Raw genomic sequence first — 13,425 nt, forward strand, 5'->3', positions numbered from 1 at the left:
CGTACGCCTTGAACTCGCCGAAGTACTTCGTGATCGCCGCCGTCAGCGACGTCTTGCCATGGTCAACGTGGCCGATCGTGCCAATGTTTACGTGAGGCTTGTTGCGCTCAAACTTACCTTTTGCCATTTCCGGCTCTCCATTTTCTGTCCCCTAGGCGGGGAATAGGTCAAATCTTCTCGGATCTGGGTATTCCGGTCACTTCTGACCGGAATACTTTGCCTGGATTTCCTGTGCGACGTTCGACGGAACCGGTGAATAGTGGTCGAACACCATCGAGTACTGTGCGCGACCCTGCGACATGGAGCGCAGGTTGTCGACGTACTTGAACATGTTCGCCAGCGGCACGTTTGCCGAGATCACGACGGCGACGCCGCGCGATTCCTGGCCCTGGATCTGGCCGCGGCGGGAGTTCAGGTCACCGATCACGTCGCCGACGTAGTCTTCCGGCGTCACAACCTCGACCTTCATCATCGGCTCGAGGAGCTGGGCGCCAGCCTCGCGGGAAGCTTCACGGAAGCAGGCACGCGATGCGATTTCGAAGGCGAGGACCGACGAGTCGACGTCGTGGAAGGCGCCGTCGATGAGCGTCGCCTTGACGCCCAGCATCGGGAAGCCTGCCAGCGGACCCGAGGACAGGACGCTTTCGATGCCCTTCTGAACGCCCGGGATGTATTCCTTCGGAACAGCACCACCGACGATCTTGGATTCGAAGACGAAATCTTCGCCGTCCGGATTCGGTTCGAAAACGAGCTTCACGCGGGCGAACTGGCCGGTACCACCGGTCTGCTTCTTGTGCGTATAGTCCTTTTCGGTCTTGCGCGTGATCGTCTCACGGTAAGCAACCTGCGGCGCGCCGACGTTGGCCTCGACCTTGAACTCGCGACGCATACGGTCGACGATGATATCCAGGTGCAGTTCGCCCATGCCGGCGATGATCGTCTGGCCGGATTCTTCGTCGGTCTTGACGCGGAAGGACGGATCTTCGGCAGCCAGGCGGTTGAGCGCGAGGCCCATTTTTTCCTGGTCGTTCTTCGTCTTCGGCTCGATCGCGATCTGGATAACCGGCTCGGGGAACTCCATGCGCTCGAGAACGACCGGCTTCAGCGGGTCGCAGAGCGTGTCGCCCGTCGTGGTATCCTTCAGGCCAGCAAGAGCAACGATGTCGCCCGCATAGGCTTCTTCGATGTCTTCACGCGAGTTGGAGTGCATCTGCAGCATGCGGCCGACGCGCTCGCGCTTGTCCTTGACCGTGTTCATGACCGACGTGCCCTTTTCGAGCTTGCCGGAATAGATGCGGGCAAAGGTGAGCGAACCGACGAAGGGGTCGTTCATGATCTTGAAGGCGAGCATGGAGAGCGGCTCGGAGTCGTCAGCGTGACGCTCGATCTCGGCTTCCGTCTTGACGTCGATGCCCTTGATCGCCGGGATGTCTGCCGGGGACGGCAGGTAGTCGACGACGGCGTCGAGCAGCGGCTGAACGCCCTTGTTCTTGAACGCCGTACCGCAGAACATCGGGTGGAACTTCACGTCGATGGTGCCGCGGCGAACGAGTTCGCGGATCTTGTCGTTGTCGGGATAGTTGCCTTCGAGGTAGGCTTCCATCGCTGCTTCGTCGATCTCGACGACCGTCTCGATCAGCTTCTCGCGGTACTCTTCAGCCCTTTCCTTCAGGTCTTCCGGAATCTCGACGACGTCCCACTGGGCGCCGAGCGATTCGTCGCGCCATACAAGAGCATTCATCTCGATCAGGTCGACAACGCCCTTGAAGTCGCTTTCAGCGCCGATCGGCAGCTGCATGACGACGGCGGTGGCGCCGAGGCGGGTCTTGATCATCTCGACCGAGCGGTAGAAGTCAGCGCCGGTCTTGTCCATCTTGTTGCAGAAGATCATGCGCGGAACATGATACTTCTCGGCCTGACGCCAGACGGTTTCGGTCTGCGGTTCAACGCCGGCGTTGGCGTCGAGCAGCGCGATGGCGCCGTCGAGAACGCGCAGCGAACGCTCGACTTCGATGGTGAAGTCGACGTGGCCGGGGGTGTCGATGATGTTGAAGCGGCGGGTCTTGCCGTCACGGCCCTTCCAGAAGGTCGTGGTGGCAGCCGACGTGATCGTGATACCGCGTTCCTGCTCCTGCTCCATCCAGTCCATCGTCGCGGCGCCGTCGTGGACTTCGCCGATCTTGTGGGACTTGCCGGTGTAGTAGAGGATACGCTCGGTCGTCGTCGTCTTGCCGGCGTCGATGTGCGCCATGATACCGAAGTTACGGTAGTCTTCGATCTTGTATTCGCGTGCCATAATGGACTGCCTTTTCGAGATTACCAGCGGTAGTGCGAGAACGCACGGTTGGCGTCAGCCATCTTGTGCGTGTCTTCGCGCTTCTTGACGGCGCTGCCGCGGTTGTTTGCTGCGTCCATGAGTTCGCCGGAGAGGCGCTCGACCATGGTGGTTTCGTTCCGCTTGCGGGCCGCTGCGATGAGCCAACGGATAGCGAGAGCCTGACGGCGCTCCGGACGAACGTCGACCGGGACCTGGTAGGTTGCACCACCGACGCGGCGCGAACGAACTTCAACGTGCGGCGCAACGTTGTCGAGGGCCGAATGGAACACGCCGAGCGGGTCCGCCTTGGCCTTGCCCTGAACAACATCGAATGCGCCGTAAACGATGGTTTCGGCGACGGACTTCTTGCCGTCGAGCATGATGGCGTTCATGAACTTCGTTACTACGAGGTCGCCGAACTTCGGGTCCGGATTGATCTCGCGCTTTTCTGCTTTATGACGTCGGGACATACTTTTCGTCTCTCAACTAAATTGGGTTCCAGCGAAATGGCGCCGGTTACTGGTTACTTCGGACGCTTCGCGCCGTACTTGGAGCGGCGCTGCTTGCGGTTCTTGACACCCTGGGTATCGAGAACGCCGCGGATGATGTGATAACGCACACCCGGAAGGTCCTTCACGCGGCCGCCGCGGATCATGACCACGGAGTGTTCCTGAAGGTTGTGGCCTTCACCCGGAATGTAACCAATGACTTCGAAGCCGTTGGTCAGGCGGATCTTGGCGACCTTACGCAGAGCCGAGTTCGGCTTCTTCGGCGTAGTCGTGTAGACGCGGGTGCATACGCCGCGCTTCTGCGGGTTCTCCTGGAGAGCGGGAACCTTGTTACGCTTTACCTGTGCCTGACGCGGCTTACGGATCAGCTGGTTTACGGTAGGCATTCAACCATCCCTTAAATCTTGTCTCGTTACCCTTTCGGGCGGAACTTGCCGTTGCCGGCGACGCCACACGCCTTCTTTTCATGCGCAAAACAGGACCGATCCGCCTGAGCGAATGGCCCTCCAAAAGGCAGAGGACGCGGTATACCCGCGTCATGCGTGCAGCATTCATGTCTTCACGTGCGATGGATCCCTGTTTGAGGCGAACTCCAGAACGAGTCGTACTGAACCAGCCAGCCTCACATAGGCTCCGATGGCGGTCGCTCTACTGGCTTACGTCCCGCGCGTCAAGGGGAGCGGCGAAATATTCTTGCTCGCCCCCTGCGCCAAGCCCTGAAAAACGAGGCATTCGGGCGCTATTGCGCAGTGCGGGGAATGGTCGGACGCCACTTGCTGGGCGCCGGTTAATGTCACGGAAACGTTAATGAAGACTGAAGGGAGAATCAACCGCGATGGCCCCTCCCCTTGCGATTCTTCTTCCCCGAAGCCTCATGCTTTTCATTCCGGCGGGAAGGGGGTAATGACGTTGGCGTAGCGAATATGAAGGAACGACCATGTCTATCTCCCCCGACAACGACAACACCTCCGAAGACGCGATGGTCTTCATCATCATAGGCAAGGCCTATGAGCGCGACGGCGACGAGGACGGGATCGACATCCACGTGATGCTGCGCGCGCCGGACGACGACAGCGCTGTACGCGAGGCCCTTAACGCCTTGGCCGAGGAAGGCTTTCTCGAAGCGGACCTGGACCAGATCGGCACGCTGAACGAGGCGCCGATCGACGAGCCCCATGCCTCGGCCTACCAGGGCGCACTCGAAGGCGAAGTCGCGATCATCCGTTTCGCTTGAATTTCACGACACAGGCCGCCTGCCAAGTAGCGACTATAGAATTGGCGTCGCCCAGAGCGTTCCCTACGGCGCTTCGGCGACGCCCGCCTTCAGACCTCCCAGGCAAGGAAGGCGCTTCCATCCCGGTCGAGGAAAGTCGCGCCCGTAACCGTTCCCTTTATTGCGACTTCTCCGTCATACTCAAATCCGCTGCCCCTCAGCAGGATCTGTCCCCCCTTGCCGTCTCGATAGACTGCAGACGTCGGCGACCGGGAGATCAACGTATGCGACGTGCCTTCCAGCGCCCGCGCCAGCGAATTGCTTGCTGTGTGCGGTGTACGGGTGTTGTCTGCTTCCATAGAGTTCCCCTTTTGGACGTGGTTACCCTCCGATAATTGTAGGTGTAACAACAATCCGCCACCACCATTTGGGGTATGAAGCTGCAATTTTTACTACCCATGCGGTAGGGCGGGTGTACACCTCCACCACTGCATCCGAAGCGACGGCCACGCTACACGCCCCGCATCCTTTCTTCACGTATCACGAAGATCGCCCTGGCGGGCCGCATGTCGCGCCTTCCCCCGACAAGCATAAAAGCCGCCCGGAAACTTCCGGGCGGCTTCTTTAATCGGATGGCTTTGAAAGGCTGCAGCACGAAGCCGCGTGGCCTTACTCGCCTGCCGGAACGCTCTCGCCTTCGGCCAAATCCGCCAGCATCGGGGTCGCTGCGGCAGCACCCGTCGACTTGCGGCGCTCGTCGAGGATCATCTCGTCGCGGGCCGTTGCGATACGGCGGATCTGCGTCATCGTTCCGCCGGTGCCAGCCGGGATCAGACGACCGACGATGACGTTCTCCTTCAGCCCCTGCAGGCCGTCCGTCTTGCCGGCGATCGCTGCTTCCGTGAGAACCTTGGTGGTCTCCTGGAACGATGCTGCCGAGATGAAGGACGGAGTCTGCAGCGACGCCTTGGTGATGCCGAGCAGAACCGGATCACCGAAGGCCGGCTTCTTGCCTTCCTCGATCAGGCGGTCGTTGACGTCTTCCAGCTCGATCCGGTCGACGTTGTCGCCGACGATATAGGTCGAGTCGCCCGCATCGGTGATTTCAACCTTCTGGAGCATCTGGCGAACGATCACCTCGATGTGCTTGTCGTTGATGACAACGCCCTGCAGACGGTAGACTTCCTGGATCTCGTTGACGAGGTAGGAAGCCAGTGCTTCCACGCCCTTGATCGCCAGAATGTCGTGCGGCGCCGGGTTGCCGTCGAGGATGTAGTCGCCCTTCTCGATGTAGTCACCGTCCTGAAGATGGAAGGGCTTGCCCTTCGGGATCAGGTACTCGACCGGATCGACGCCATCTTCCGCCGGCTCGATCGTGATGCGGCGCTTGTTCTTGTAGTCGCGGCCGAAGCGGATCGTACCATCGATCTCTGCGATGATGGCGTGATCCTTCGGACGACGAGCTTCGAACAGTTCGGCAACACGCGGCAGACCACCGGTGATGTCCTTGGTCTTGGCGCTTTCAAGCGGCGAACGGGCAAGAACGTCACCCTGGGAGACCTGCTGACCGGGCTCGACGGAAAGGATCGCGTCGACCGAGAGCAGGAACCGGGCCTCGCCGCCACGGGACAGCTTGGCGACAGCGCCGCTCCTGTCCTTGATGACGATCGCCGGCTTCAGGTCGGAGCCGCGCGGCGTCGAACGCCAGTCGATGATCTGACGCTTGGTGATGCCGGTGACTTCGTCCGTCTCTTCCTTCGCCGAGATGCCGTTGACGACGTCCTCGAATTCGACGACGCCGTCGACTTCGGTCATCATCGGACGGGTGTAGGGGTCCCACTCGGCCAGACGCTGACCGCGCTTTACCTTGTCGCCGTCGTCCACGAAGATCTTCGAACCGTAGGCAACGCGCTGCGAGGAGCGCTCGACGCCACGCTCGTCCAGGATCGTCACCGCCATGTTGCGGCCCATGGCAATGAGGTTGCCTTCGGAGTTGCGCAGCATGTTGCGGTTCTTGATCTGGATCGTGCCTTCGTAGGACGCTTCCAGGAACGACTGGTCGACCACGTTCGCCGTGCCACCAAGGTGGAACGTACGCATGGTGAGCTGGGTGCCCGGCTCACCGATCGACTGCGCCGCGATGACGCCGACTGCTTCGCCCATGTTGACCGGCGTACCACGGGCCAGATCTCGGCCGTAGCAGACCGAGCAGACGCCCGTCTGGACTTCGCAGGTCAGTGCGGAGCGGATGCGGATCGACTGGATACCCGCCTTCTCGATCTCGACGACGTCCGCCTCGAGGATCATCTTGCCGGCATCGACGATGCGCTCACCCGTGACCGGATGATCAATGTCGTCCAGCGCCGTACGGCCGAGGACGCGGGCGCCGATGGAGGCTACCACCTGGCCGGCGTCAACGATGGCGGTCATGGTGAGACCGGTATCGGTGCCGCAATCGACGAGGTTGACGATGCAGTCCTGCGCCACGTCGACGAGACGACGGGTCAGGTAGCCCGAGTTCGCGGTCTTCAAGGCGGTGTCTGCGAGACCCTTACGGGCACCGTGGGTCGAGTTGAAGTACTCGTTAACGGTCAGGCCTTCCTTGAAGTTCGAGATGATCGGCGTCTCGATGATTTCACCCGACGGCTTGGCCATCAGGCCGCGCATGCCGCCCAGCTGGCGCATCTGGTTCGGAGAACCACGGGCACCGGAGTGGGACATCATGTAGATCGCGTTCATCGGCTTCTGGCGACCGGTCTCGGCGTCGAACTCGACGGCCTTGATCCGGGCCATCATGTCCTCGGCGACCTTTTCGGTGGCCTTGCCCCAGGCGTCGACGACCTTGTTGTACTTCTCACCCTGGGTGATCAGGCCGTCGTTGTACTGCTGCTCGTATTCCTTGACCAGGGACTCGGTGTCACCGACGATCTTCACCTTGGTTTCCGGAATGACCATGTCGTCCTTGCCGAACGAGATGCCGGCGCGGCAGGCATGGGCGAAGCCGAGCTGCATGATGCGGTCGCAGAAAATGACCGTGTCCTTCTGGCCGCAGTGACGGTAGACCGTGTCGATCATCTTGGAGATGTTCTTCTTGGTCATTTCCTGGTTGCAGATGTCGAAGGGAACATTGACGTTCTTCGGCAGCAGTTCGCCGATCAGAAGGCGACCGGGGGTCGTCTCGTAGATCTTCGAAACGGGCTTGCCGTCGGCGTCCACGCTTTTGAAGCGACCCTTGATCTTGGCATGCAGGGTGACCGACTTGGTCTCGAGCGCGTGCTGCAGCTCGCCCAGGTCGGAGAAGGCCATGCCTTCGCCCGGCTCGTTCTGGTTCATGATCGACAGGTAGTACAGGCCGAGAACCATGTCCTGCGACGGAACGATGATCGGTGCACCGTTTGCGGGGTGCAGGATGTTGTTCGTCGACATCATCAGGACGCGGGCTTCGAGCTGGGCTTCGAGCGACAGCGGCACGTGAACGGCCATCTGGTCGCCGTCGAAGTCAGCGTTGAAAGCCGTGCAGACGAGCGGATGCAGCTGGATCGCCTTGCCTTCGACCAGGATCGGTTCGAAGGCCTGGATACCCAGGCGGTGCAGCGTCGGTGCGCGGTTCAAGAGAACCGGATGCTCGCGGATGACCTCGTCGAGGATATCCCAGACCTCCGGCTTTTCCTTCTCGACCAGCTTCTTGGCCTGCTTGACGGTCGAGGAATAACCCTTGGCGTCGAGGCGGGCGTAGATGAACGGCTTGAACAGCTCGAGCGCCATCTTCTTCGGCAGGCCGCACTGGTGCAGCTTCAGTTCCGGACCGGTCACGATGACCGAACGGCCGGAATAGTCGACGCGCTTGCCGAGCAGGTTCTGGCGGAAGCGGCCCTGCTTGCCCTTGAGCATGTCGGACAGCGACTTCAGCGGACGCTTGTTGGCACCCGTGATGACGCGGCCGCGACGGCCGTTGTCGAACAGCGCGTCCACAGATTCCTGCAGCATGCGCTTTTCGTTGCGGATGATGATGCCCGGAGCGCGCAGTTCGATCAGGCGCTTCAGACGGTTGTTACGGTTGATCACGCGGCGGTAGAGATCGTTGAGATCCGACGTCGCGAAGCGGCCGCCGTCCAGCGGCACCAGCGGACGCAGGTCCGGCGGGATCACCGGGACGACCTTCATGATCATCCATTCCGGGCGGTTGCCGGAATCCATGAAGTTCTCGACGATCTTCAGGCGCTTCATCAGCTTCTTCTGCTTGAGGTCCGACGTGGTGTCGGCAAGCTCGGAGCGCAGGTCGCCCGCGATCTTCTCAAGATTCATCGAAGCCAGCATCTCGTAGATGGCCTCGGCGCCGATCATGGCGGTGAACTGGTCCTCGCCATACTCGTCGACCGCGATCATGTACTCCTCTTCGGAGAGGAGCTGGTTTTCCTTCAGCGCCGTCAGGCCCGGCTCGGTGACGATGTAGTTCTCGAAATAGAGAACGCGCTCGACATCCTTCAGCGTCATGTCGAGCAGGGTCGAGATGCGCGAGGGAAGCGACTTCAGGAACCAGATGTGGGCAACGGGCGCTGCGAGCTCGATATGGCCCATGCGCTCGCGGCGAACGCGCGACAGCGTGACTTCAACGCCGCACTTTTCGCAGATGATGCCCTTGTACTTCATGCGCTTGTACTTGCCGCACAGGCACTCGTAGTCCTTGATCGGCCCGAAGATGCGCGCGCAGAAGAGACCGTCGCGTTCCGGCTTGAACGTGCGGTAGTTGATCGTCTCCGGCTTCTTGATCTCGCCATAAGACCAGGAAAGAATCTTCTCCGGCGACGCAATCGAAATCCGGATGGAATCGAAGGTCTGTGCAGGCACCTGCGGATTGAAAAGATTCATGACCTCTTGGTTCATGCCTGTCTCCTTTGTGGGCCTGAGGCCCTCAGCTTAGCGGGCGAATGCGGCGATACCCGGGTGCCGCAATGCCGCTTGAAACGGAAAATGCCGCCTTGCGAGGCGACGAAGCCCCCGCCCCGCTCCAACCGAGCGAAACGGGAACGGGTGCGCGCCGCATGGGCGCGCACCTCCAGTCCTTACTCGGCTGCGTCCGGCAGCTGGGCTTCGGCGGTCGGATCGACCTTCGAATTCTCCAGCTCCACCGACAGGCCCAGCGAGCGCATTTCCTTGACGAGAACGTTGAAGCTCTCCGGAATGCCCGCTTCGAAGGTGTCGTCGCCACGGACGATCGCCTCGTAGACCTTGGTACGGCCAGCCACGTCGTCCGACTTCACCGTCAGCATTTCCTGCAGGGTGTAGGCGGCGCCATAGGCCTCGAGCGCCCAGACCTCCATTTCCCCGAAGCGCTGACCGCCGAACTGCGCCTTGCCGCCCAGCGGCTGCTGGGTAACGAGCGAGTACGGGCCGATCGAACGGGCGTGGATCTTGTCGTCCACCAGGTGGTTCAGCTTCAGCATGTAGATATAGCCGACGGTAACCTGACGGTCGAACTGATCGCCGGTACGGCCATCATAGAGCGTCGACTGGCCGGTGACCTTCAGGCCTGCCTGCTGGAGCATCTCGTTGACGTCGGCTTCGACGGCGCCGTCAAAGACCGGCGTCGCGATCGACACGCCGCGGCGGGTCTGCTCGGCCAGACGGACGATCGAGTCGTCGTCATAATCCTTGATCGGCTCGCCCTTCGGGCCTGTACCGATGACGCTGTCGATGGTGTCACGCAGCGGCTTGATCTCGCCGCCCGCCTTGTAGGCGTCCAGCATCTCGCCGATCTGCTTGCCCATGCCGGCGCAAGCCCAACCAAGGTGCGTCTCGAGGATCTGGCCGACGTTCATGCGCGAGGGCACGCCCAGCGGGTTCAGAACGATGTCGACATGCGTGCCGTCTTCGAGGAAAGGCATATCCTCGACCGGAACGATGCGCGACACGACGCCCTTGTTGCCGTGACGGCCGGCCATCTTGTCGCCCGGCTGGATCTTGCGCTTCACGGCGACGAAGACCTTGACCATCTTCATGACGCCCGGAGGCATCTCGTCGCCGCGCTGGACCTTTTCGACCTTGTCCATGAAACGCTGTTCAAGGCGCGACTTGGACTCGTCGTACTGGCCGCGAAGCGCCTCGATCTCGCCCTGTGCCTTTTCGTCTTCGACAGCAAACATCCACCACTGCGAGCGGGGATATTCGGAAACGACGGCGTTGGAGAGCTCGGTGCCCTTCTTGAAGCCCTTCGGGCCGGCGACGGCCACGTGGCCACGCAACATGTCGACCAGACGGCCATAGACGTTGCGGTCCAGGATCGCCTGCTCGTCGTCGCGGTCCTTGGCGAGGCGTTCGATTTCCTCGCGCTCGATCGCCATCGCGCGTTCGTCCTTCTCCACGCCGTGGCGGTTGAAGACGCGAACTTCGACGACGGTGCCGAACGTGCCCGGAGGCATGCGCATGGAGGTGTCGCGGACGTCGGAAGCCTTCTCGCCGAAGATGGCGCGCAGAAGCTTTTCTTCCGGCGTCATCGGGCTCTCGCCCTTCGGCGTGATCTTGCCAACGAGGATGTCGCCCGGCTGGACCTCTGCGCCGATGTAGACGATGCCCGCTTCGTCGAGGTTCTTCAGCGCTTCTTCCGAAACGTTCGGAATGTCGCGCGTGATTTCTTCCGGACCAAGCTTGGTGTCACGCGCCATCACTTCGAATTCCTCGATGTGGATGGAGGTGAACACGTCGTCCGACACGATGCGCTCGGAGAGCAGGATCGAGTCTTCGTAGTTGTAGCCGTTCCAGGGCATGAACGCGACGAGTGCGTTACGGCCGAGCGCCAGATCGCCAAGATCCGTCGACGGGCCGTCGGCAATGATGTCGCCCTTGTTCAGAACGTCGCCGACGGTAACCAGCGGACGCTGATTGACGCAGGTGTTCTGGTTCGAACGCTGGAACTTCTGCAGGCGGTAGATATCGACGCCGGACTTGCCCGGGTCGAGATCTTCGGTGGCGCGGATGACGATACGCGTCGCGTCGACCTGGTCGACGACGCCGCCGCGGCGGGCCGCGATCGCGGCACCCGAGTCGCGTGCGACGACCGGCTCCATGCCGGTGCCGACGAACGGTGCTTCCGCCCGCAGGAGCGGAACGGCCTGACGCTGCATGTTCGAGCCCATGAGCGCGCGGTTCGCGTCGTCGTTCTCAAGGAACGGAATGAGCGCGGCCGCAACCGAAACGAGCTGCTTCGGCGAAACGTCCATCAGGTTGATCTGGTCGCGCGGTGCGAGCATCACTTCGCCGGCGTGACGGCAAACGACGAATTCTTCCTCGAATTCGCCATCGGCGTTCAGTACCGAGTTCGCCTGGGCGACGTGGTACTTGGCCTCTTCCATCGCCGAAAGATAGACGACGTCCGTCGTCACCTTGCCGTCCACGATCTTGCGGTACGGGCTTTCGATGAAGCCGTACTTGTTGACGCGGGCGAAGGTCGCAAGCGAGTTGATCAGACCGATGTTCGGGCCTTCCGGCGTTTCGATCGGGCAGATACGGCCGTAATGCGTCGGGTGAACGTCGCGGACTTCGAAGCCGGCGCGCTCGCGGGTCAGACCGCCCGGGCCAAGGGCCGAGAGACGGCGCTTGTGGGTGATTTCCGAAAGCGGGTTCACCTGGTCCATGAACTGCGACAGCTGCGAGGAACCGAAGAACTCGCGAACGGCGGCGGCTGCCGGCTTCGCGTTGATCAGGTCCTGCGGCATGACGGTGTCGATCTCGATCGAGGACATACGTTCCTTGATCGCACGTTCCATGCGCAGAAGGCCGAGGCGATACTGATTTTCCATCAGTTCACCGACCGAACGGACGCGGCGGTTACCGAGGTTGTCGATGTCGTCGATCTCGCCCTTGCCGTCACGCAGCTCGACGAGCATCCTGACCACGGCCAGGATGTCGTCCTTGCGCAGCACGCGCACGGTATCCGGGCAATCGAGGTCGAGACGCATGTTCATCTTGACGCGACCAACGGCCGAAAGGTCGTAGCGCTCGGCGTCGAAGAACAGCGACTGGAACATGGCCTCGGCCGATTCCATCGTCGGCGGCTCGCCCGGACGCATAACGCGGTAGATGTCGAACAGCGCGTCCTGGCGGTTCTCGTTCTTGTCCACGGTCAGCGTGTTGCGGATGTAGGCGCCGACGTTGATGTGGTCGATATCGAGGACCGGGATCTCGTCGAAGCCGGCAGCCAGGATCACCGGCAGCGTCTTCTCGTCGATCTCGTCGCCGGCTTCGAGGTAGATCTCACCGGTGCCGTAGTTGACGACGTCCTCGGCAAGGTAGTTGCCGTACAGGTCGTCGTCGGTTGCCTTCAGCGCCTTGAGGCCCTTTTCCGTCAGCTGCTTGAGCAGGCGCGGGGTCAGCTTCTTGCCGGCTTCGACGACGACCTCGCCGGTATCGGCGTCGATCATGTCGGAAACGGCCTTCTGGCCCTTCAGTCCGTCGGGGTGGAACGGCACGCGCCAGCCCTCACCGTCGCGCTGATAGAGCGACTTCGTGTAGAAGGTCTCGAGGATCTCCTCGCCGTCCATGCCGAGTGCCATCAGCAGCGACGATACCGGAATCTTGCGGCGGCGGTCGATACGCGCATGCACGATATCCTTGGCGTCAAACTCGATGTCGAGCCAGGAACCGCGGTACGGGATGACGCGGGCAGCAAAGAGCAGCTTGCCGGAAGAATGGCTCTTGCCCTTGTCATGGTCGAAGAACACGCCCGGCGAACGGTGCATCTGCGAAACGATGACGCGCTCTGTACCGTTGACGATGAAGGTACCATTGTCGGTCATGAGCGGCATGTCGCCCATGTAGACGTTCTGTTCCTTGATGTCCTTGATCGACTTTGCGCCGGTATCCTCGTCGATATCGAACACGATCAGGCGCAGCGTCACCTTGAGGGGTGCTGCATAGGTGAGGTCGCGCTGGCGGCATTCCTCGACGTCGAACTTCGGCTGCTCGAACTCATAGGAGACGAATTCCAGCATCGAAGCGCCGGAAAAATCGGTGATCGGGAAAACCGACTTGAAAACGGCCTGCAGGCCATCGTCCGGACGACCGCCCTGGGGCTCGTCCACCATCAAAAACTGATCATAGGATGCCTTCTGAACCTCGATCAGGTTCGGCATCTCGGCTACTTCGGGGATTTTTCCAAAAAACTTGCGTACGCGCCTGCGACCGTTAAACGAAAGGGTCTGAGCCATCGTCGCTCCTTCAAACTTGTGCATCCGGGCCTGCAACGGACGGGGTTCGCTGGCCAGTCGATCCCGTCAATCAATGGATTTCTCAATCTCGTCCCGTCACCAAAGCCGCCGGCCGGATTGCCTGAAAACGGTTTAGTTCGGGACCATCCTCTTGAGAACCCATTACCCAAGAGCCGATTTCCG

The 13,425-nt window shown here is 61.2% G+C and carries 8 protein-coding genes; 1 reads left to right on the forward strand and 7 read right to left on the reverse strand.

Going from position 1 to position 13,425, the window contains the following annotated elements; genetic code table 11:
- From HV823_RS25705 to rpsL, 4 genes are all read right to left on the reverse strand, one after another.
- Window positions 1-127, reverse strand: a 127-nt coding sequence (locus HV823_RS25705) for a GTP-binding protein (RefSeq protein ID WP_246300942.1), incomplete at its 3' end; no start/stop codon positions are given.
- A 69-nt stretch (window positions 128-196) separates the two neighbouring features.
- Window positions 197-2,296, reverse strand: coding sequence for an elongation factor G (gene fusA, locus HV823_RS25710; protein ID WP_176952529.1), 2,100 nt, complete (start codon window positions 2,294-2,296; stop codon window positions 197-199).
- Window positions 2,297-2,316: 20 nt separating this feature from the next.
- Window positions 2,317-2,787 (reverse strand): 30S ribosomal protein S7, encoded by a 471-nt coding sequence (rpsG, locus tag HV823_RS25715; RefSeq protein ID WP_097143237.1) that lies wholly within the window; start codon window positions 2,785-2,787, stop codon window positions 2,317-2,319.
- Between the two features lie 53 nt (window positions 2,788-2,840).
- Window positions 2,841-3,212, reverse strand: coding sequence for a 30S ribosomal protein S12 (gene rpsL, locus HV823_RS25720; RefSeq protein ID WP_003507760.1), 372 nt, complete (start codon window positions 3,210-3,212; stop codon window positions 2,841-2,843).
- Window positions 3,213-3,763: 551 nt separating this feature from the next.
- Between rpsL and HV823_RS25725 the strand changes: the two genes are divergently transcribed.
- Entirely contained in the window at window positions 3,764-4,060 is a 297-nt protein-coding gene (locus tag HV823_RS25725; protein ID WP_097143236.1) for a transcriptional regulator, read from the forward strand.
- Between the two features lie 89 nt (window positions 4,061-4,149).
- Here HV823_RS25725 and HV823_RS25730 read toward each other — a convergent pair whose 3' ends face one another.
- The 3 genes from HV823_RS25730 to rpoB form a co-directional block, all read right to left on the reverse strand.
- On the reverse strand, window positions 4,150-4,398 hold the full coding sequence (locus tag HV823_RS25730) for a hypothetical protein (RefSeq protein WP_176952530.1): 249 nt from the start codon (window positions 4,396-4,398) through the stop codon (window positions 4,150-4,152).
- Window positions 4,399-4,708: 310 nt separating this feature from the next.
- The gene (rpoC, locus tag HV823_RS25735) at window positions 4,709-8,923 is read right to left on the reverse strand and encodes a DNA-directed RNA polymerase subunit beta' (RefSeq protein WP_176952531.1); all 4,215 of its coding nucleotides are present in this window, start codon (window positions 8,921-8,923) and stop codon (window positions 4,709-4,711) included.
- Window positions 8,924-9,102: 179 nt separating this feature from the next.
- Complete coding sequence (gene rpoB, locus HV823_RS25740) at window positions 9,103-13,242, reverse strand: DNA-directed RNA polymerase subunit beta (protein ID WP_176952532.1); 4,140 nt, start codon at window positions 13,240-13,242, stop codon at window positions 9,103-9,105.
- Window positions 13,243-13,425: the final 183 nt, after the last annotated feature.

The sequence above is a fragment of the Mycoplana rhizolycopersici genome (genome assembly GCF_013378445.1).
GTDB classification, from domain to species: domain Bacteria; phylum Pseudomonadota; class Alphaproteobacteria; order Rhizobiales; family Rhizobiaceae; genus Mycoplana; species Mycoplana rhizolycopersici.